Raw genomic sequence first — 22,826 nt, forward strand, 5'->3', positions numbered from 1 at the left:
CCCTAGAAAGGCCGTCAATCCTAGGCTGGGGAAGCATCCGGTTTGCGCAAATTTCGCCGACGTGGGACGGGCGTCCGTCCGAGACTCCGCCGGCCGGCTCGCATCGCGAGGGAATCCGATCGATGAGGCTCCGAACCCGCCTGGCCGCCCTTTCGTTCCTTGCGCTCGGGCTCTTCAGCGCCAACGTCCACGCCGTCGATCCAGCCTCTACGAAGGGAAAACCTCTGGCCGTGCTGTTCCTGGGGGACCGCGGCCCGCATCGGCCATTCGAGCGATTCGAGCAACTCGCCCCCGTCCTGGCGGGGCGCGGGATCGAGCTGACCTACACCGACAAGACCTCGGACCTCAACCCCCAGAACCTCGGCAAGTATGATGCGCTGGCTATCTACGCGAACACGACGCAGATCAGCAAGGAACAGGAGAAGGCCCTGCTGGACTACGTCTCGGGCGGCGGCGGATTCGTCCCTCTGCACTGCGCCTCGTTCTGCTTCCTGAACTCGCCCGGGTACATCGCTTTGGTGGGCGCTCAGTTCCTGAAGCACGGCACCGGCCAGTTCGAGACGACAGTCGCCGACCCCGATCACGCGATCATCAAGGGCCTAGAACCGTTCCGCACCTGGGACGAGACATACGTCCACACGAAGCACAACACAAAGGACCGCCAACTCCTCCAGACCCGCGACGATCAGACCGGCTCAGAGCCATGGACGTGGGTCCGCACGCAGGGCAAGGGGCGTGTCTTCTACACCGCCTACGGCCACGATGCCCGCACCTGGGGCCACCCGGGGTTCCACGATCTCGTGGAGCGCGGCATCCGCTGGGCCGCGAACAAGGGAGGGGTGTCCGACTCGCGCCCACGCGTCCCGAAGGGACTTAAGCCGTTCGAGCACGAGAAGGCCGAGATCCCGCTGTACACGCAGGGCGCTCGCTGGGGCACGTTGGGCGAGCCGATCCGCAGGATGCAGAAGCCGCTTACGCCCGAGGAGTCCATCAAGCATCTGGCCTCGCCGGAGGGATTCGAGGCGAAGCTGTTCGTCTCGGAGCCGCAGATCGGCAAGCCGATTAGCATGACCTGGGACCACAAGGGCCGCCTGTACGTGGCCGAAACGGTTGACTACCCCAACGAGATGCAACCGAAAGGGCAGGGTCGCGACCGGATCTCCATCGTCGAGGACACTGACGGAGACGGCCGGGCCGACACGAAGACCATCTTCGCCGAAAACCTGAGCATCCCCACCTCACTTTGCTACGCCAACGGCGGACTGATCGTGGCGCAGGCCCCCGACATGCTGTTCCTTCGCGATACGGACGGCGACGGCAAGGCCGACGAGCGCGAGGTCCTGTTCACCGGCTTCAAGACGAACGACACCCACGCCGGGCCGTCGAACCTGCGGTTCGGGCTGGACAACTGGATCTACGCGATCATCGGCTACGCCGGTTTCACGGGCGACGTGGGCGGCGAGCGACTGAACTTCCGCCAGGGGTTCTTCCGGTTCAAGCCGGACGGATCGAAGCTCGAATTCCTCCGCTCGACGAACAACAACTCGTGGGGCGTCGGCATCAGCGAGGAAGGCCTCTTGTTCGGCTCGACGGCCAACGGCTGCCCGAGCGTCTACATGCCGATCCCGAACCGATATTACGAGTCGGTGAAGGGGATGGCCCCGGCCGTGCTCGCGAACATGGCCGATTCGAATCGGTTCTTCCCGGTCACCGAGAACGTCCGCCAGGTCGACTGGCACGGCGGCTTCACCGCCGGGGCCGGATCGGCGCTCTACACCGCCCGCGCGTTCCCGAAGCCCTACTGGAATCGCACAGCGTTCGTCGCCGAGCCGACCGGCCACCTCGTCTCCGCGTTCACGCTGCACCAGGACGGCACCGATTTCCGCTCGCACAACGCCTGGAACCTCGTGGCCAGCGACGATGAATGGACGTCGCCGATCATCGCCGAGGTCGGACCCGATGGGCAGGTCTGGATGGTCGATTGGTACAACTTCATCGTCCAGCACAACCCAACGCCCGAGGGATACAAGACGGGCAAGGGCGGAGCCTACGAAATTCCCCTGCGCGACAAGACGCATGGCCGCATCTATCGCATCGTCGCGAAGGACGGGAAGCCATCGGATCAACCGAAGCTGTCGAAGGATGATCCGAAAGGCCTGGTCGCCGCGCTGAAGAACGACAACATGTTCTGGCGGCTGCATGCTCAGCGCCTGCTCGTCGAGCGCGGCAAGACGGACGTCAAGGATGACTTGTTGACGATTATCGAGCAGGATCGGTCGCAAGACGCCCTAGGCCTCACGCCGGCCGTGATCCATGCCCTTTGGGCGGCGAGCGGACTCGGCGTTCTCGATGGCGACGGGCCGTCGCTCGCCGGCGTGCAGAAGGCGGCGTTCACACATCCGTCGGCATCCGTTCGGCGGAATGCGGCGCTGGCGTTCCCGCCGAACGTCGCGGCCCCGCTCGTCGTGAAGTACGAGCTCTTGAAGGACGACGAAAAGCTGGTCCGCCTCGCCGCCCTTCTGGCGCTGGCCGATGCGGGCTCGGATGAGTCGAAGTCAGTCGCCGTCGCATCGGCCGTGTTCAATGGATCGGTCGACAACGACCGCTGGCTCTCCGATGCCGCGGCCGCGGCCGGGGCGCAGGACGCCTCGGCCTTCCTCTTGAACGCCGCGATTCGCAAGACGCCGAAAGGGCCGAGCCCCGAGGCCGTCTCCGTCGTGTCGCGCGTGTCGGAGCACTACGCGCGCAGTGCCGGGAATCCCGTGCTCGGCGAGATCCTCCGCCAGCTTCCCGAAGCCGACGCGAAGGTCCGCGAGGCCATGGTCGCCGGCTTCGCCAAGGGCTGGCCGAGGGACAAGGCCCCCGAGCTTGACGCCGAGGCCGAGAAGGCGATCGCCGCGCTCCTGCCGAAGCTCGCGACCGACTCGCGCGGCCAGATGCTGGGGCTCGCCTCGCGATGGGGATTGAAGGGCCTCGACGGCTACGTCGCCCAGCTCGCGAAGGACCTCCTCACCGTCGCGGCTGACTCGGCGAAAAGCGATTCCGCCCGCATCAACGCCGCGAGGCAACTCGTCGACCTCCGCAAGGACGACGCGCAGGCCGCGCGTGACATCATCGCGCTGGTGACGGCGAAGTCTCCGCCCGAAGTGGCGAGCGGGCTGATCGGTGCCGTTTCACGTAGCGACTCGCCCGAGGTGGGGACGGCTCTCGTCGACTCGATGGGGCCGATGACGCCGGCCGCGCGGCAGGCCGTGGCACTCGCGCTGCTGGGCAAGACGGACTGGACGGGCTCGCTCGTCGGTGGTATCGAGGCCGGCAAGGTGCCGATGTCGCTGCTGACCCTTTCGCAGTCGCAGGCCCTCGCGGCGCACCCGGACAAATCCATCGCCGACCGGGCGAGGGCTTTGCTAGCCAAGGGCGACGGCCTGCCCAACCCCGATCGCGAAAAGGTCATCCAGGCGCTGTCTGCGGTCATGCTCAAGGGCGGCGACGCCTCGCGCGGCAAGGAGGTCTTCAAGAAGGAATGCGCCAAGTGCCACACACACTCCGGCGAGGGCGGAAAGGTCGGCCCGGATCTCACCGGTATGGCGGCGCACCCGAAGAGCGAGCTGATCGTCCACATCCTCGACCCCAGCCGATCGGTCGAGGGGAACTTCCTCCAGTACACCGTCTCGACGACCGACGGCCGCGTGACCAACGGCCTGCTCGCGGGCGAGACGAAGACGTCCATCGAGCTGCTTGACGCCGAGGGGAAGAAGCTGACCATCCTCCGCGACGACATCGAAGAACTCGCCTCCTCACAGAAGTCGCTCATGCCCGAGGGGTTCGAGAAGACGATCCCGGCCGAAGGGCTGGCCGACCTCCTGCAATTCCTCGTCCAGAAGGGGAAGTATCTGCTGCTCGACCTCCGCAAGGTGGCGACGGTGACGACGACCAAGCCGCTCGTCTCGGAGGCCATGCCGAACCCCACGCGCCTCGTTTTCGAGGACTGGGGCCCGAAGGTCGTCGACGGCGTGCCGTTCGCCCTGGTCGATCCGCAGGGGGACCGTGTCCCGAACGCCGTCATGCTGCAAAGCACGTTCGGGACGATCCCGCCCAGGATGCCGAAGGAGGTGAGCCTGCCCGTCAACGCGACGGCCCGGGCGATCCACCTCCTCAGCGGCGTGTCGATCTTCGGGTTCCCCGCCGGGCGCGAGGGGTCCGTCTCGTTGATCGTCCGAATTACGTATGAGGACGGCTCGACCGAGGCGCACGAGCTGAAGAACGGCGTCCACTTCGCCGACGTGAACGGCGCGAAGGACGTGCCGGGCTCGAAGCTCGCGTACAAGCTCGGGGGGCAGCAGGTCCGCTACTTGACGGTCGTCCCGCAGAAGCAGCAGACGATCGCCCGCATCGAGCTGGTGAAGGGCAGCGATCGCTCGGCCCCGATCGTCCTCGCGGCGACGATCGAGGGCTTCGAGTGAACGACCTGCTGGTAAGTGGTATTGAGACGTTCCTCTCCTCGTGAAAATTGACTCTGTTCGATGTCGTCCCGATCTCGCCCTGAAGGGAGACCATGCGATGAACGCCTTGTGGCTCGTCGGTCTGCTTCTCGCAGCGTTTCAGGACTCGGAACCGCCCGAGGGCACCCCCGCGTCAACGAACATCCGGGGAGCGGAGTACCCGCGAGTCCACGACGATCTGCGCATCACCTTTCGCATCAAGGCCCCGGATGCGCAGAAGGTCGAATTCGGGTTTTTCGACAACACGCGGTATACGGCGACGAAAAACCAGGACGGCTTCTGGACCGCCACGACGACGAATCCCGTCGTCCCTGGCTTCCACTACTACCGGATGTGGATCGACGGCGTCCAGGTGAACGACCCGGCGAGCCAGACGTTCTACGGTACGGGCAAGGACACCGGTGCGATCGAGGTGCCCGAGAAAGGCGTCGACTATTACCAGCCAAAGGACGTGCCGCACGGCGAGGTCCGCGAACGCTGGTACTTCTCGAAGACGACCGAGGCCTGGCGCCGCATCTTCGTCTACACGCCGCCCGGTTATGATAACGATCGCGAGACGCGCTATCCCGTCCTCTACCTCCAGCACGGCGGCGGTGAGGATGAGACGGGCTGGCCCCGCCAGGGTCGCATGAGCTTCGTCCTCGACAACCTGATTGCCGAGAAGAAGGCGAAGCCGATGATCGTCGTGATGGAGCAGGGCTACGCTCGCCGCCCCGGCGAACCCGCCGCGCCGACCGCCCCGCCGCGTCCGGGCCAGCCGGGCCAGAACCCGCCGCGACCGGACTTCAGCCGGATGTTCAGCGCGTTCGAGGACGTGATGATCAAGGACCTGATCCCGATGATCGACACGACCTATCGCACGATCCCTGATCGCGAGAGCCGCGCGATGGCGGGCCTCTCGATGGGCGGGATGCAAACGTTCCAGATCACGCTGAAGAACCTCGACAAGTTCGCGTACATCGGCGGATTCAGTGGCGGGGGCGGCGGGTTCGGGGGCACCGCGTTCGACCCCAAAACCGCGCACGGCGGCGTCATGGCGAACGCTGACGAGTTCAACAAGAAGGTGCGCGTGTTATGGCTGGGGATCGGCACCACCGAGCCGCAGCGCATGTACGAGAGCGTTAAGAACTACCACGAAGCCCTGGGGAATGCGGGCATCAAGCATATCTACTACGAGTCGCCGGGCACCTCGCACGAGTGGCTCACGTGGCGTCGCTGCCTCAACGAGTTCGCGCCACTACTGTTCGCCAGCACGCAGACTGCCGCGCCGGCCGGTGCGCTGACGGGCCAGCGGAACGGCCGTCCGCGCCAGCAGCAAATCGTCCTTAACCCCGACGACAAGCCCGCCTTCCCCGAACCCCCGGCCGGGATCGACGACGAGAAGGACGTCTCGCACGGCAAGCTCGAGATGGTCTCCTATGAGTCGAAGTCCGTCGGCGCCACGCGAAAAATGAACGTCTACACACCGCCGGGTTACTCATCGGAGAAGAAGTACCCGGTGCTGTACTTGCTGCACGGCATCGGCGGCGACGAGACCGAATGGCAGCGCTTCGCGAAGCCGAACCTCCTCCTCGACAACCTGATCGCCGAGGGGAAGGCCTTGCCGATGATCGTGGTCATGCCCAACGGCCGCGCCCAGAAGAACGATCGGGCCGAGGGGAATGTCTTCGCCTCGGCCCCGGCGTTCACGGCGTTCGAGAAGGACCTCCTCGAAGACGTGATCCCCACGATCGAATCGAAGTATTCCGTCCAGGCCGACCCCGAGCATCGCGCCCTGGCCGGCCTGTCAATGGGCGGCGGCCAGTCGCTGAACTTCGGCCTGGCGCACCTCAACACGTTCGCCTGGGTCGGCGGCTTCTCGTCGGCCCCGAACACGAAGCCGCCCGCCGATCTGATCGCGGACCCCGAAGCGGCGAAGAAGCAACTCAAGCTCCTCTGGATTGCCTGCGGAAACAAGGACAACCTGATCCGCATCAGCCAGGGGGTCCACGCCTACCTCCAGGAGAAAGGCATCCCGCATGTCTGGCATGTGGACGGACACGCCCACGACGCCACCGAGTGGAAGAACAACCTCTACTACTTCGCCCAGCGGCTCTTTCGCTGAGAGAACTTCTACTTGAGAATCGTGTCGACAGCTCACCTGGGTCAAGTACCAGTAATCAAGGGAGGTCGAACGTGGATAACAGGGTTTTATCTCGGCGGGGTTTCCTCCAGCGCTCGATGGGAGCGCTCACCGCCGCAGGGCTGCCGACCTGGTATGCCCAGCAGCTCCTGGCCGCCCAGGAGGAAGGCGCGGTCAAGAAAACGTCCGCCAACGACCGCCTCGTCATGGGCATCGTCGGCATCGGCAGCCCGCAGAGCCGCAGCTTGCAGGTCGTGGGCGAATCGCGCCCGTCTGTGGATGCGGGACAGTTGACCTTTACCCTCGGCTGCGACGCGGCTGCCGCCCACCGGGCGCGCGCCACGGAAGTGATGCGCCAGCGCAGGTTCAAAGACTTCGAGGCCACCACCGAGGACTTCCGCGACCTCGTTCACAACAAGTCCCTCGATTGCGTGCTCGTCGCAACGCCAGACCACTGGCACGCGCAGGTGGCCATCGAGGCACTCAAGGCCGGCAAGGACGTGTACTGCGAGAAGCCGCTGACGCTGACTGTCGCCGAATCATTGGCGGTTCAGAAGGTGGTCAAGGACACCGGCCGTGTCTTGCAAACCGGCAGCCAGCAGCGCACCGACTTCCGCGGCATGTTCCGCCTGGCGGTCGAGCTGGTCCGCGCCGGCCGCCTCGGCAAGATCCAGACCATCGAGTGCCGCCTCAACGGCAACCCGACGAGCGGTCCACTCCCCGAATCGCCCGTCCCCGAGGGGCTGGACTGGGACCTCTGGCTCGGCCCGACCCCAAGGGTCCCCTATCGCAAGAAGGGCAACCAGTCGAACTGCCATTACGAGTTCCGCTGGTGGTACGACTACTCCGGCGGCAAGATGACCGACTGGGGCGCCCACCACCTGGACATTGCGCAGTGGGCCCTGAACAAGGACGGCAGCGGTCCCATCGCCGTGGAAGTGCTCAAGGCGTCCGAGCCCCACAAGGGCGGCAACGGCTACAACTGCCACCCGAGCTTCCAGGTGCAGTACACCTACGACAACGGCACGAAAGTTCTCGCCATGAGCGGCGGCGGCACCGACCTGGGTTCCAAGCTGGTCGATAAAGACGGCAAGGTGCCGGAACGCCGGTTCGGACCCAACCGAGGCACGCCGGTCCAGGTCGGCCCGGACGAGAACGGCGTCCTCTTCCTGGGCGAAAGCGGCACCCTCTTCGTCAGCCGCGGTACTCTCCTGGCCAGCGACGCCAAGATCCTTGCGGAGCCGCTCAATGAAGACCCGAAGGTGTACGACGGCCGCCCGACCAACCAGATGCAGAACTTCGTCGATTGCGTCAAGAGCCGCAAGCCGCCAATTTGCAACGCCACGGTCGGCGGCGGATCCGTCATCGTCTGCCACATCGGCGTGATCGCGCTGCGGACCGGCAAGAAGCTGAAGTGGGACCCCGTCTCGCATCAATTCGATGACGAGGAGGCCAACCAGATGCTGTCCCGGCCGCGCCGCGACCCGTGGCAGCTCCCGGTGTAGCCGATTCGTCCCCGTTGCCCGCCGGCATCCGCGACGAGCAGCGGGGCGGTACCCGCCTTAACGGGTGAGCGACCCCATCATCTTGTGTCCGTTGGCCCGACCTTCGTTTCAGGACCGAGGAGCACCGTCATAGGAGCAGCGTCAATGGGTTTCGTGGTGCCGCCCCTTCTGGCCGGCCAAATCGCGTTGGCGCAGACCTCGCAACCCCAGCCCGCGCCGGCAGTGGAGGATTTTAAGCCGGCGTCCTCCAACCAGGGCGGCAGGAGTATCCCCAGGTCAATTCCGAGCGCCGCGCCCGCTTCCGAATCGTCGCGTCCCAGGCCCAGTCCGTGCGGGTGCCCGAGTGGGGCGGGATCACCCTGACGAAGGGCGAAAACGGCGCCTGGGTCGGCACCACGCACCCCCTGGACGAGGGGTTCCAATACTACCGGATCAACATCGACGGTGCCGACGTCCCGGACCCCGGCAGCAAGTCCTACTTCGGCGCAGGCCGCTCGGGCAGCGCGATCGAAATCCCGACCGAGGACGGGGACTTCTATGCTGTCAAGGACGTTCCGCACGGCCAGCTCCGCCATCTATCTTTACGAGCATGCGAGGGGCTGCGTAGGAAGAGTTCTGTCATTTTCCCCAGCGCCGTGGGCTTGGCGACAGACTCTCCGAGGATAGGCAGGGAAGTCGAGTATGCACAGCCGCTCAGCATGAACAAGCCGGCATCGATATCGGGCGGGGTGGAGTGGAGACCTTGTTCAAGCTTCCACAGTCGGTCTTCAACACCGCGAAGGATGGACTCGGCCTTGCCACCACGGTCTCTCGTCTTCATCGACTTGTTGAACTGGCAAAGTCTGATGCACCAGATTCCGGACTTCGGGTCCGGCTGATAAAGAGACGCCATAATCCGTTTCGGGTGGGGTGGGTATTCGCCCCAACACTACGGCCACGCTGAGCGAATCGGACTACAGATTTATTACGACCGGCGGAACCAAATAAACGAACAAGGGGTTACGTCTTTCGACGTAACCCCTTGTTGTGTAAGTGCCGAAGAGAGGACTTGAACCTCCACGGGCATGGTTAGCCCACTAGGACCTGAACCTAGCGCGTCTGCCAATTCCGCCACTTCGGCCTGACAGGACTGTTTTTACCAGATCCCCCCTGGATCGTCAAGAGCGACGGCCCCCAAGTTAGAGAGATTGCACGTTTACAAGTGTGAGACTACCACCTTGCAGAAATGCTCCGGGCCATCGCCTTTTTGGCAAGCCCGCGCCGCGGAGGACTCGCCGGGGATCATCTGGCGATTACATGTGGGCCGACTTCTTGAGGATGCCCCCTTTGACGTCGGCGAGGGGATAAACGTACACGAACGCCGCGCGGTCGATTTCGGTGACGATATCCATGATCTTGCCGATTTCGAGCCGGGTGACCACGCAGAAGAGGATGTCCTGGTCCGTCCCCGTCATCCCTCTTCGCCCCTTGTAGATCGTGACTCCACGACCCAGCATGCCGGTGATCGCCTGCCGGATCGCGTCGCTTTGCTCGGAGACGATATTGATCGCGGTGTACTCTTCGATGCCGTGCAGCAGGAAATCGAGCGTCCTCGAGGCTGAGACGTAGGTCAGGATCGAATAGAGAGCCGAATCGGCCCCCAGGAAGAAGGTGGCAGTGAGGAAGATGACAATGTTCAGGCCGAGGATGACATCGCCCACTCGAAACAAATGGCTCTTCTTGCTGATCAAGAGGGCCGCCACGTCGGTGCCGTCGAGTACCGCCCCCCCGCGCATGGCCAACCCCATCCCGGCACCAATGAAAAATCCGCCGAAAACCGCCGTCAAGAGTTTGTCCGACGTGACATCGGGGTAGTGGATGGTCGCAAGGCAGATCGCCAAACCAACGATCGCCGCAGAACTCCGAATCGCGAAGGCTCGGCCGATGTGCTTGTAGCCGAGAGCGATGAACGGCAGGTTGATGACCACGATCAAGGCGGAGAGCGGAAAGTGAAGCACCTTCGCCAACAGCATCGAGACGCCCGTGGCGCCGCCGTCAATGAAGCGGCTCGAAAATAAAAATCCATGCAAGCCCATCCCTGCGGAAAGGATGCCAACGATGATGAACAAAGCATTCTTGAATTCACGTCTCGCAAGTTTCATGGCCTAGAACGTACCCGAATCACGAAAACCTGACAACCGACTTCACTCACCATTTGGGCCTGTTTTGCCCCGTGAAAGGTCGAATCCAGGCAACATCCGAACACAAAACAGGTAAACCGCTTCGGCAGAGTCAGGGCAATGCGGCAAGCGTCCAGATCGTTGGGGGGCTGGAAGTATCAGGCTGTGCGATCCAGCTCACTTTCAATCCGCAATTCGCAAAAGGTCGTTCGCCCATCCCAAAGTCCAGCCAGCCGTAATCCAGAGGGTTGAGGTTGAACCCGGTCGCTCGACGAGCAAAATAAAAACCACGGACCTCACATTTTTTTCGATGCAATCGGGTCCGATCTCTGTAAGAATGACCCACCTTCCTACCGAATCCGTTTTGAACTCCACTCCAGAGCTCGAGCGATACCATGGCCGGCCCTTTTCGGGTTCTCGTGCGACGACCTTAGGCCGCTTCCCAAATAGACGAGTTCGAGGTGTCCTGTGCGTCTCTCGACTTTGACGATGCTGGGATGTGCAATCGCTGCGAATTGGGCTTGGGGTCACCTGGCGCACGCCGAGGAGACCTTGAACTTTGACCGAGAGGTCGCGCCGATCCTGGCACGTCGCTGTCTCGATTGCCACTCTGGGCCCGAGCCCAAGGGAGGCCTGGATCTTTCGAGTCGGACGACCTCACTACGAGGCGGCACCAACGGCGAAGTCATCGTCCCCGGTAAACCCGACGAAAGCGTGCTCTGGGAACAGGTGGCAGACGGGACGATGCCTCCGAAAACGAAGCTCTCCCCGGCTGAGAAATCGACGCTGAAACGCTGGATCGCAGACGGGGCCAAGTGGGGCCGGGATCCCATCGACGCCTTTCGATTGTCGACGGAGAAGCGCGCCGGCCTCGACTGGTGGTCCTTGCAGCCCGTCGTTCGGCCAACGCCCCCGGCTGTCTCCGATGCCTCCTGGTGTGAAAACCCCATCGATCGCTTCATTCTCCATCGGCTCGAGACCGAGCGGCTCACGCCGCAACCGCCCATCGATCGGCGAACCCTGATCCGTCGACTCTCGTTCGACCTGCTCGGGCTTCCGCCAACTCCGGAAGAAGTCGACGCATTCGTACGCGAGCCACGGACGGACGCTTACGAACGGCTAGTCGACCAATACCTGGCCTCCCCCCAATACGGAGTGCGTTGGGGACGGCTCTGGCTCGACCTCGCCCGTTACGGCGAGAGCAACGGGTTTGAGCACGACGAGTTCAGGCCGGAAGCCTGGCCTTATCGCGACTGGGTCATCAATTCCCTCAACCGGGACATGCCTTACGACGAGTTTGCACGTTTGCAACTCGCGGGCGATGCGCTCAGGCCCAAAGAATCACAGGCCATCGAGGCGACCGGATTCCTGGTTGCCGGTGCCTTCGATAGTGTGGGGCAAAACCAGCAAAGTGCGGCAATGCGGAAGGTCGTCCGTCAGGACGAGCTCGAGGATATGGTCAGCACCGTCGGCCAGACCTTCCTCGGCCTCACAATCCACTGCGCTCGCTGCCATGATCATAAGTTCGACCCGATTCGTCAGGTCGACTACTACCGGATCGTCGCCTCGTTGGCCGGGGTGCGGCACGGCGTGCAAGATGTGGCACCACTGGCGCCGGATGTCCAAGCGGCCAGGCAACGCATCGGCGAACTCCAACGCCGGGTCCTTGAGATTGACGAACCCACCCGGCCTCAACCACCATCCGCTCTCACCGATCAGACGCCAGCAACTCCACCGCATCCGATCGCACGCTGGGACTTCGACCAGGATGAGCAAGACCGTGTCGGCAGCTTGTCGAGCGCACTCCACGGGGAGGCTCGGCTCGGACGGAACGGACTCCGACTGCAACCCCCCTCGAGTTTCGCCAAGACGGTTCCGCTTACGGTGGACCTGAAGGCGAAAACACTCGAAGCCTGGGTCAGGCTCGACCTGCTCGAGCAGTCAGGGGGGGGAGTCATCGGGGTACAGTCACTCGACGGCCAGGCCTTTGACACGATCGTTTTCGCCGAGCGCGAACCGCGCCGCTGGATGGCTGGTAGCGAGAATTACTCGCGGACGAAAAGTTTCCAAGGCCCCGAAGAAATTGAGGCTGTCCGCCATCCGATCCATGTTGCGATCGTGTACGACGAGGATGGCACGATTTCCGCTTATCGGGACGGCAAGCCCTACGGGATCCCGTACAAAACGCCGGGGCTCCATCCTTTTGCCGCAGGCCAAGCCGAGGTCGTCTTCGGCTTGAGGCATGGTCTTCCAACTCCCGAGACGACGCTCGGCGGACAGGTGCTTCGTGCGCGGTTGTACGATCGGGCGCTCACGGCGGAGGAGGTCGCGCGTTCTGCACGTTCGGAACGCGATCCGAGGGCGGCCGACACAAGCGAAGCGCGGCTCTCGCCCGAGCTCCGGTCCGAACGGTCGCGGCTTCTGACCGAAATCGACGCACTCTGGTCGTTGGTTGAAACGAAGGTCCACAAAGTCTACACGAATTCACCACGTCCGCCGGAGCCGGTTTATCGACTGATCCGAGGCGATGCCTCGCAGCCGGCCGAGGTGATCACGGCCGGCGGCCTGCCGGCGGTAACCGGGCCGGCGGCCGACTTCGCGCTGACTCCCGACTCAATTGACCACGCGCGACGCATTCGGCTCGCCGCTTGGGTCACCGACCCGCGCAATCCCTTGTTCTCGCGAGTGATTGTCAATCGGCTCTGGCAAGGGCACTTCGGCTCCGGCTTGGTGGAGACCTCCAGCGATTTCGGATTCCAAGGGGGCCAGCCTTCTCACCCCGATCTGCTCAACTGGCTCGCCGCCGAGTTGGTCGCGCAGAATTGGAGCCTCAAGCAAGTCCATCGCCAGATTGTAACTTCGGCGACCTATCGCCAGTCGTCACGCCTGAATCCCGAAGCCGTGAAGCGCGACGCCAGTAACCGACTCCACTGGCGCAAGGTGCCTCTGCGGCTCGAAGCCGAGGCCGTCCGCGATGCAATGCTTGCTGTTTCGGGCATCCTGAACCTTCGGCAAGGGGGCCCGGGCTACCGTGAATTCAAAGTCACCAGCGTCAACGGCGCGGCCTCGACGCTGTACACTCCCATCGAGGCGATCGGCCCCGACTTCGATCGTCGGACGATCTACCGGACCTGGGCGCGAGGGGGGCGAAGCCTCTTTCTCGATGCCTTCGACTGCCCTGACCCCTCGACGACCGCCCCCCGCCGCGCAGTCACCATTACCCCCTTGCAAGCCCTTGCTTTGCTGAACAATGACCTCACGCTCCGACTGGCCGATCGAATGGGGGAGCGACTGCGGAGCGAGGCCGGCGCAAACGTCGGTCGGCAAATCGAGCGGGCCTATCAGCTTGCATTCGGTCGAGCGCCGAATGTCGACGAGCAAGAGCGGGCGCGTCGGGTTGTGGAAAACTACGGTTTGCCCGTCCTTGCCCGTGCGATCTTCAATAGCAATGAATTTCTCTACATTGATTAAACCAGGTCGATGGAAGGGGGCCGAATGGACCGTCGCGAATTCTTCTCATGGGTCCGAAACGGTCTCGGTGGCGCAGCGCTCGCCGACTTGATGCTCCGTGAAGGAAGGCTTCAAGCGGCCGTTCCAGGCGAGTCGGCATCCCACTGTCCCCACTTCGCCCCCAAGGCGACTCGGGCGATCCACATTTGCCTCGTCGGGGCGTTGAGCCAGGTCGATTCGTTCGACTACAAGCCGGGCTTGATCCGAGCGCATGGGCAGTCGCTCCCCTCGAACGAGCGGCCCGATGTCTTCTTCGGCCAGGTTGGTCGGCTCCGTCGCCCCGACTGGGAATTCCGTCAGCGCGGCCAGAGCGGCCTCTGGGTCTCGGAGCTCTTTCCGGAAATCGCGACGGTTGCCGACGAGCTCACCGTCATCCATTCCATGTTCGCCGAGACGTCGAACCATACGCCGGCCACGTTCCAGCAGAACAGCGGATTCCGGCTCAATGGATTCCCCACCTTGGGAGCCTGGATAAGCTACGGCCTGGGGAGCGAGGCCGATGACTTGCCCGCCTTCGTGGTGATCCCGGACGCCCGTGAGCGGCCCCCGGGCGGCACGATCAACTGGACCAACGGCTTTTTGCCCGCTCGGCACCAAGGCGTCGTCATTCGTTCCAACGGCCCGCCGATCGACGACCTCTTCCCCGCGCGTTCGATCGCGCCGGACGCCGACACCGCCGCTCGCGACCTCGCCGCCGCGATGAACCATCAGCATCTGCGGGACCACGACAATGATGACGTGCTCACGGCTCGGGTTCGCGGCTACGAACTGGCCGCCCGAATGCAGATGGCCGTCCCCGAAGTGGCGAATCTCCATGGGGAACCGGCGAAGACCCAGGCCCTCTATGGACTGGACCGGCCCGAGACCGCCGACTTTGGCCGCTCCTGCCTAATCGCACGCCGACTCCTGGAGCGCGGGGTCCGGTTCGTTCAACTCTTCTCGGGCGGAACGTTCGGCAGCCCGCGAAGAAACTGGGACGGACACGAGGACATGAAGCAGAATCACAGCCAGGAAGCGTTAAGGATCGATCGGCCGGTCGCCGCCTTGATTCAAGACCTGCGTCGTCGTGGCCTGCTCGACGACACCCTGGTGCTCTTTACCACCGAGTTCGGCCGAACCCCGTTCACTCAGTCGGCCTCGGATGTCGTCGGCAAAGGACGGGACCACAATCAAAATGGTTTCTCCGTCTGGATGGCAGGCGCAGGCTTGAAGCACGGTTTCGCCTACGGGTCGACCGACGATATCGGCTGGAAAGCCGTCGAAAATCCGGTTCACTGGCACGACTTTCACGCCACGGTGCTCCAATTGCTCGGAGTCGACCACGAACAATTAACCTATTATCACAATGGCATACAGCGGCGTTTAACGAATGTTCACGGCAACGTGATCCGTGGAATCCTCGCCTGATTGACTGATTCCAGGGCAGAAACGACGCAAGCCAGCGAGGCTTCGACCAGGACCTAAGGCGAGTCATCACGCCATCAACCAAGCCTTTCAAAACAGGGAGAGCAGGGGAGAGGTCGCTCTTGATCCCCACACAGACGTTTCCTCACATAACAAGGGCTTGAGGCGGTGCGCAACGAAGTCGAACTCGGCAAGGAAAATTCGCATCATCTTGATATCTTGTCTTCTTCGGAAGATCTGGGATGGTGCGAAGCAGATCGCCATGCCCCCAGCGCCTTCGTCATTTCCATCAAGCCCGTTGCACCCTCCTGTTTCCTCGGTCACAATCAAGACACCTCATCATTGGGAGCTTGAACCCGGGGAGTCGAGAGCGATGCGTCGAAGGTCTCTGATTCGACCAGCAATCGTCCTCACACTCTTTCTCTCGCAATCCGCCGGAGGGGCCAGCGACGACCGCAGCCCCATCGGCCAACGGGTGGATAGCCTCGAATTCAAGGACATTCGCTTCCTGACACGGTCGCTCGACGATTTCGGCCCAAAGAAAGCCTTCGTCATCGTCGCAACCAATACGACGTGCCCCGTCGTACAGCGTTACTTGCCGGTACTCGCTCAACTCGAGAAAACGTATCGCGACCGCGACGTTCAGTTCTTGGCCCTCAACGTCGGACCAAACGACTCGATCACGGAGATGGCTGCACACGCCGTCGAATCGAAAGTCGAATTCCCATTCGTCAAGGACACTGACTCCACTTGCATCAAGAAGCTTGGCCTGAAGCGCACTCCCGAAACCGTCGTGCTCGACTCCCAGTATCGGATCCGCTATCGCGGTCGGATCGACGATCAGTTCCGCTTGACCGGTGAGCGCCCTCAAGCCGGCCGGGATGACCTTCGTGACGCCCTCGACACCCTCCTCGCGGATCGAGAGATCGCTCGGCCAGAAACACCTGTGGATGGATGCTTGATTACAGTCTCTGATCCCTTCGAGGCGGGCAAGGTCCCCACGTTCTCCGAAGACATTGCCCCTTTGGTTCAACGGCACTGCCAAGACTGTCATCATCGGGGAACCGAGGCTCCGTTCCCCCTGGTCAGTTATCGCGACGTCGTCTCGCAGTCGGCGATGATTGAGGAAGTGGTCGCCGACCGACGAATGCCCCCTTGGTTCGCGAGCGCGAAGCACGGGACGTTCACGAACCGCCGGGGCTTGAGCGAAGGGGAGCGCGAGACCTTCCTCCGTTGGATCCAGGGGGGCACGCCCAGGGGAGAGACCGCGAAGCAACCGAAACCGCGCGAATTCCCCACCAGTCAATGGCGGATCGGTGAGCCCGACATGATCACAACGATGCTCCTGGCGCATGAGATTCCGGCGACCGGCTACGTCGACTATCGCTATGCGATCTTGCCCTACCTCTTCACCCATGACACATGGGTTCAGTCTGTCGAAATCATCTCCGACAATTCTCGGGTCGTTCACCACGCCAACCTCGCCTATAACAAGGTGGGGGAACGCCCTCGTCAGGAAAACTTCATCACCGGGCGCGTGCCTGGCGGCGATCCGATGGTCCTGGACGATGGGACGGCGTACCTGATTCCCAAGGGGAGCGTGCTCGGACTCCAGATCCATTACACGACGACGGGCCAGCCGGAGCGCGCGCGGCTCGCGGTTGGGTTGAAGTTCCCACGAGCCGTGGTCCGCAAGCAGTTGCAACACCAGCAAGTTCACACCACGCGATTCCAGATTCCCCCCTACGCGCCGGCACACCCGGTCTCCGCCAGCCGAACCCTCAATTTCGACGCCACCGGAGTGGGCCTCTTCGCGCACATGCATGTGCGCGGCAAGGATATGACCTTTCTCGCGCGGCATCCGAATGGGATCACCGACACACTTCTTTTGATCCCCAACTACAACTTCGACTGGCAGCAGTCGTACCGCTGGAATCCGGGGACCAAGTCCTTTCCCAAGGGGACCACGTTCGAGGTGCAGGCGCACTTTGACAACTCTGAGTTCAACCCCTACAACCCGGACCCCAAGCAGACCGTCGGCAATGGTGACCAAACTTTCAACGAGATGATGTACGGCTTCTATTTCTACACGCGCGACGACGAAGACCTGAACCTTTCGATCGACCCCAAGACGGGGGCAGTGCTCGGTCGCGACCAGGATGACACCCCAGATCCTTGAGCGCATTGATCGCTCTGAGAGGTCGTGACATGGGCAAATTCAACGGCTGATCCCACGCAATCGTTCTGCTTCGTTTCGTTTTGAGCCCTTTCACCACGGCACACCAAACCCATCGTCAAGTGTTATTAAAAGGATACTCCTTTTTCCATTTCGACTTTGCCCGGGCTCTCCTTGCAAACTTGGGTGTCGGACGATGACTTTGCCGGCTTGATTGAAAAAAGGGTGGTAGACTTCAATAACGAACAATCGCCAGCTCTGTCGCTTTCGATGCAGAAATAAGCCGAGAGGCGGATCAACAGCAGTCCAGGTACGAGTTGGCCCAACCGCGTGGCCAGCCTCGCTTTGTTCGTTCTCGCGCCATCGTTAGGTTCTGTCCATCAGCCGAGTCTCCACGACGGAATGCTCTTCCCAAAGGGACCCCTTCCCCTTGGGAACGGGTTCGTTCCGCGCTAATCCATCGGGAGTTTCACCGTGGCACCGCTCCGAGACAAGAAATCAACGGCACGACGCAACCGATTTCGTGTGGAGAGTCTCGAAGATCGCGTTCTCCTGTCCGAGATGGCGGTCTGGATCGGACAGAACAACTCGGATTACGTCGGGCGGGACGGCCTCAGTCCGGACGGCTACCAGGACATCGACATCCAACTGCTTGGTCTGGACCCCAACCGCGCGATCACGCGCGTTGACGTTCAAAGGCAATACGGAGGTGCCTGGTCGGCCACGTCCAGCTTGTCCTCGCAGGCCTTCCTCGCCAGGGACCAGAACCAGGCCACCGGCACGTGGTCGACGCAAGCCAATCTCTATCTTGAGCCCTGGTTCAACGAGTCCGCGAACACGCGGTACGAATTCATCCGCATCCAATACGCCGACGGCTCAACGGCGATGATCAACAACCTTCTCTCGACCTCATCGGTTGACGTCCAGCTTCGGGTTCAAGGCAAGGAACTCGGCGTGACGTGGGTGGGTCAAGACGGTCCCGACCTGACCGGGCCGGGGCCATCTCCGGGCCCCGATGGCGTCAAGGACATCCACCTCAAACTGTCAAATCTGCTCGACTATCGCCGCACGTCCGACGGCTGGCTGAGCACTTTCAACGTCGACAGCGACACGGTCATCATCACGATGCCGGCACTCGACGGCTCAACAGTCACATGGCTGGCCGGACCACGCCCCACTGGCGTCACCTCGTCGTACAACAGGGCGGAAATCTTCGTCGATCCGAACGACCCAAGCCGCGCGGACGTCTACCTCAATCCGGTCGCCGGCCTTGCGTTGGGCGCGACCGTAACGGTGACCGTCGGCTATAACCGGATCGGCAAATTGGATGCCAGCCCCGATCTCAACGGTTCAACCAGCCAACTTGTTGCCACCATTGCAACCAACCTCAATCCAACGCTCCCGGCCGACCCGCCCCAGGGCCCGAGCGTCCCGGTCTCGTTCTCCGGCCCTTCGGCACTCTGGTCAAGCCAGGATGGCCCGAACTCAGCGACTCCCGGACTGGTTCATGTCACCCTTTCCGGCCTCCCCGTGGGCTGGACGATCGCCGAAGTGGTTCTCAGCGACGACATCGGCTGGCTCTGGACCCCGGGTGATCCCAACAGCGCGAAGTCGCTGACGATCCGCCCGCTTGCCGATCCGACCAAGGCCGACCTGATCTTCGCACCGATCCGCGACGAGTCCGACGCCCTGCTGACCTTGCGGTTCCGCCTCGCCGGTGGCTCAGTGCAGTACGTCAGCCAGTTTCGCGGTGGCGCCGCCGATCCGAATCTCCGCGATCCGGCTGCACCGGCCACCTCGATCACCGTCGACCCTGCCTATGTAAGCCAGGTCGGGCAAGACTTCGGTTCACTGGCCAAACGCTATGGAACGATTCGGCTGAAGGCAGGGGTCTACCCACTCTCAGCGCCAATCGACCTGGCCAACTCCGTCTCTCTGATCGCCGAGCCCGGGGCCGTTCTCTTGTTCTCCCAGGCGAGTGGAGACCCAGCCTGGTCGTATGCGATCAAGATCCACAAGAGCCACACGACGCTCGACGGCCTCACGATCCGATTCGCCACCCCGATCCGCTGGGCCGCCGAATTCCAGATGAACCCCGCAGTCATCGGGTCGGCGTACAGCGATTACAACTTCGGGCCCAACCCAAAAGTCGACCTCAACTTTCGCAACCTCGACATCGAGTATGCCCCTCAAGGCTCGGCGATCGGTGGCTACAACCTCTCCATCGTCCGCCTGATCCGTGGCAATTACGACGACAGCGGAGTCATCTCCAACAACATCCTCCGTGGCGGCCAGGTCGAAGTGTGGGGCGGCCCCTGGAAGATCGTGGGCAACGACTATCGAGGCGCGACGGCAGGCACCTCAGTCTCACCTGTGTTCGCGATCCGAAACGGCCATGACATACTCCTCGAGGGCAATCATGCTCACCAGGTTGACCCGAACGGGATCACTTACGGCTTTCTCCTCTTCACAGGCAACAGCAGCAATACGACCGTTCGCAACAACATCGTCGATGGTGGAATCGGCCGCGATGCCGCCGTTTCTCCCGGGGGTCAGTACAACTTCCCGGAACTGATTCTGACCGAATCGTACTATCCCCACTACGAAGGGCCGGCCTTTCTCAGTTCGGTCAGCCCCCGCTTGCTCCAGGTCGGAACCCTGCGAGGTACGCCGGGCGAGGCGGGAAATATCGTTGCCATCCTCACGGGACCGTCCGCAGGACGCTGGTTTCGGATCACCCAGGCGATCGATCCTCAGAACTATCTCCTCGATGGAGATCTTCCCGCGGGCAATTACGTGGTCTCGATCACTCAAGGCTTCGTCAACGACCTCTACGAAGGGAATACCCTCGACACGTCGAGCCTTAAAAAATCGTCGTCCAATGCCTTCCAACTCGCTGGAACCCATGTGGGCACGACGATCCGGAACAACCTCGTCATCGGCGCCAGGCCGTTCTCCGTCGCCGCCAGCGCAACGCAAGAATCCTGGCAGGGAAGCGCGACCTTCCCGGCTCCTTGGGGTTGGTCTCACTCGCCGGTCTTCGACATCAAGATCGACGGCAACACATTCCGAGACCCGGTCTTCTGGACGCCCACGCCGGATCCAACGCAATCGACCCGTAGCGTGGCCGAGGCTATCCTCTCGGTTGAACATGGCAGTAGCATTCGCGAGAATCGCGGACGGCTCTACCTGAGCGGCTCGGTCACCAACAACCAATTCATCTACTCCGCGGCGCTCATCGCCGGGACAACGGGGAATTTCACGTCCATCCGGATCGGTGACCCCGGCACGATCGATCCGGCGGAGTTGCGGCTCACCACCCTCAGCGGCAACACCGCGACGACCTCCGACTCGTTTACCCAGGCCGGTCGCAAAGTGACGATCCATTCCGAGTCGGGAGGCCTTGCCGGCCAGGATCTCGAGCTCCTGCCGCCCCCCGTGTCTTACCCGCAAATCACCGCGGTGTCGCACAATCAGGACGGGTCGGATATGGTCGGCCGCAACGCCACCACGGCTCCGGACGGTTTCCAGGATGTCCACATCGTGCTGGCCGGCCTCCGCACCGACCAGCCGATCCAGATGATCGATATCTATCCTTACGGCGGCGGCCACTATCAATACGCCACGACGGGTCTGCCGCTCAACACGCCTGGTCTGACTCCGGGAGCCTGGCGAATCGGAGTCGTCCGGGGACTTGATGGTGCTTCGCGATTCGCGGCAACCGCAGATCTCTACGTGCAGCCCTACCAACCGATCCAGGGTTCGAGCCACTACGACATTCTCGTCACCTATGCTGATGGCACCACCGCATACGTGGCACTCTACGGGGTCGTGGTAGCCGACCCGTCCCTTCGAGTCGGCAGCGGGCCCGCCAAGGTGACCGCGACTTCTCTGGGGCAGGACAACTCCGATTTCGTCGGCAGCAGCTCGACGCTCGGTTCCGACGGCTTTCAGGACATTCACATCGTCCTGGCGGGCCTCCCCTCGGACAAAGCGATCGCTCAGGTTGACGTTCATCCCTACGGCTACGGCCACTATCAATACGTGGGTCCACAGCCAAGTGCGCTCCCGACACTTTTCAGCCCCGACTCCCGAAATTGGCGGGCCGCGCTGGTCCGAACGTCTCTCGGCTCCGGAACGTATTCAACCACAGCAGACCTCTACGTCCCCTCGATCCTCAGCGAGAACGGTGTCCAGTCCGGGACCAACCTCGCCAACCACTATGACATTCTCATCACGTTCACCGACGGATCGATTGTCAGCACCGCAGCGTGGGGCGTGGTGGGCAACCCCAACGCCAAGGTGGTTGGCCTCGCGGCCAAGTCGTACGGCCAAGACGGCGCTGACTTCGTCGGCCCGACACCGACCTCCACCCCCCAGGGCGACGGGATTCAGGATCTTCACATCGGCCTGACCGGCCTCCGCACCGACCAGGCGGTGAGCCAGGTGGAAGTCTGGGCCGTCGGAGGCGGGCAGTGGACCTACCAAGGATCAGGCTCCCAGCCAGCGGCCAAGCTGATCCGTGCCTCGGCGGGCGCCGGGGCCTACGCCGCGACCGGCGACCTCTACCTCGCGCCGAACGCGAGCTTCATCGACTCCGACGGGACTCTGATCCCCCAGACCCTGCAAATTCTCGTCCGCTATGCCGACGGTTCAACATCCGCCCAGGTTGTCCTCAGCGGAGTCCTCGCCGACCCGCGTTTGCTCAACCCCGTGGCGACCTCACTCAACCAGGACGGTCACGACCTGGCTCAACTCGCCGCGTCGAAGGGATCCGACGGCAAACAAGACGTCCACGTCGTGCTGTCGAATCTGCCGACCACCACGCCGGTGGCGCGCGTCGTTGTGAAACGCCTGGGGACAGGTGGATCGTACCTATCCGATGGCTCGCCCGGTTCCTGGATGGCCGTCTTCGTCCAGGATAAAACCGGAACGTCAACTTATGCGTCGTCGGCCGATCTTTACTTCGAGCCCGATCCCAACGTTCACGACGTCAACCAGAGCTACCAGATCGACGTCTACCTCGGAGACACCTCGAGACGGTCATTCTCGGTCTTCACGTCGGTCACCGCCACTCCAGGGCTGGCCATGCCCTCAGAGGCCAGCAACACGGCGTTGCAGGTCAAGTCCGTATCGGCCCCGGCCACAATCACAAAAGCGGTTGCCGCCCCGGCCGCCCCGGTCTCAACGACTCCCGCCAGCGACAGCAGCCCCGCCCCGCTGCCGGCTCCATCGCCCGCGCCATCTTCAACGACCGAGTCCTATGCTCGTAAGGTTCCGCTCGGACCGCTGGGACACCCGCATCGGAAAGAACGACTGGCTCCGAAGCCCGCGCATGCAGTGATCGCGCACCGTGCCGCCTCGAAAACGGGACTCGGCCATCACGTGCAGGCAGCGCTCAAAGCCTCGATCCGCCGCCGCCATCGTACCCACTGATCCAAGCTGGAT

The 22,826-nt window shown here is 62.8% G+C and carries 9 protein-coding genes and 1 tRNA gene; 8 read left to right on the top strand and 2 right to left on the bottom strand.

Annotated features, from left to right (window positions below; genetic code table 11):
* Positions 1-122: 122 nt before the first annotated feature.
* From SINAC_RS13525 to SINAC_RS13540, 3 genes are all read left to right on the top strand, one after another.
* The gene (locus tag SINAC_RS13525) at positions 123-4,463 is read left to right on the top strand and encodes a PVC-type heme-binding CxxCH protein (RefSeq protein ID WP_015246208.1); all 4,341 of its coding nucleotides are present in this window, start codon (positions 123-125) and stop codon (positions 4,461-4,463) included.
* Between the two features lie 97 nt (positions 4,464-4,560).
* A complete protein-coding gene (locus SINAC_RS40925; RefSeq protein WP_015246209.1) occupies positions 4,561-6,606 on the top strand; it encodes an alpha/beta hydrolase-fold protein in 2,046 nt (681 codons plus the stop codon).
* A 71-nt stretch (positions 6,607-6,677) separates the two neighbouring features.
* On the top strand, positions 6,678-8,129 hold the full coding sequence (locus SINAC_RS13540) for a Gfo/Idh/MocA family protein (protein ID WP_015246210.1): 1,452 nt from the start codon (positions 6,678-6,680) through the stop codon (positions 8,127-8,129).
* A gap of 1,033 nt (positions 8,130-9,162) precedes the next feature.
* Here SINAC_RS13540 and SINAC_RS13550 read toward each other — a convergent pair.
* Positions 9,163-9,249, bottom strand: a tRNA-Leu gene (locus SINAC_RS13550).
* 172 nt (positions 9,250-9,421) lie between these two features.
* The gene (locus tag SINAC_RS13555) at positions 9,422-10,270 is read right to left on the bottom strand and encodes a YitT family protein (RefSeq protein ID WP_015246211.1); all 849 of its coding nucleotides are present in this window, start codon (positions 10,268-10,270) and stop codon (positions 9,422-9,424) included.
* Positions 10,271-10,840: 570 nt separating this feature from the next.
* On the opposite strand from SINAC_RS13555, the gene SINAC_RS13560 reads away from it, so the two are divergent.
* The 5 genes from SINAC_RS13560 (at position 10,841) to SINAC_RS13580 (ending at position 22,814) form a co-directional block, all read left to right on the top strand.
* Positions 10,841-13,759 carry a DUF1553 domain-containing protein gene (locus SINAC_RS13560; RefSeq protein WP_161625804.1) on the top strand — a complete coding sequence of 973 codons (2,919 nt, stop codon included), beginning with the start codon at positions 10,841-10,843 and terminating at the stop codon, positions 13,757-13,759.
* Positions 13,760-13,783: 24 nt separating this feature from the next.
* Positions 13,784-15,205 carry a DUF1501 domain-containing protein gene (locus SINAC_RS13565; RefSeq protein WP_015246213.1) on the top strand — a complete coding sequence of 474 codons (1,422 nt, stop codon included), beginning with the start codon at positions 13,784-13,786 and terminating at the stop codon, positions 15,203-15,205.
* A gap of 165 nt (positions 15,206-15,370) precedes the next feature.
* A complete protein-coding gene (locus tag SINAC_RS39855) occupies positions 15,371-15,556 on the top strand; it encodes a hypothetical protein (protein ID WP_154673697.1) in 186 nt (61 codons plus the stop codon).
* A gap of 19 nt (positions 15,557-15,575) precedes the next feature.
* Positions 15,576-17,381 (top strand): redoxin domain-containing protein, encoded by a 1,806-nt coding sequence (locus SINAC_RS13575; RefSeq protein ID WP_015246214.1) that lies wholly within the window; start codon positions 15,576-15,578, stop codon positions 17,379-17,381.
* Between the two features lie 471 nt (positions 17,382-17,852).
* The gene (locus SINAC_RS13580; protein WP_015246215.1) at positions 17,853-22,814 is read left to right on the top strand and encodes a hypothetical protein; all 4,962 of its coding nucleotides are present in this window, start codon (positions 17,853-17,855) and stop codon (positions 22,812-22,814) included.
* Positions 22,815-22,826 lie beyond the last annotated feature (12 nt).

The organism is Singulisphaera acidiphila DSM 18658, from assembly GCF_000242455.2.
Lineage (GTDB): Bacteria > Planctomycetota > Planctomycetia > Isosphaerales > Isosphaeraceae > Singulisphaera > Singulisphaera acidiphila.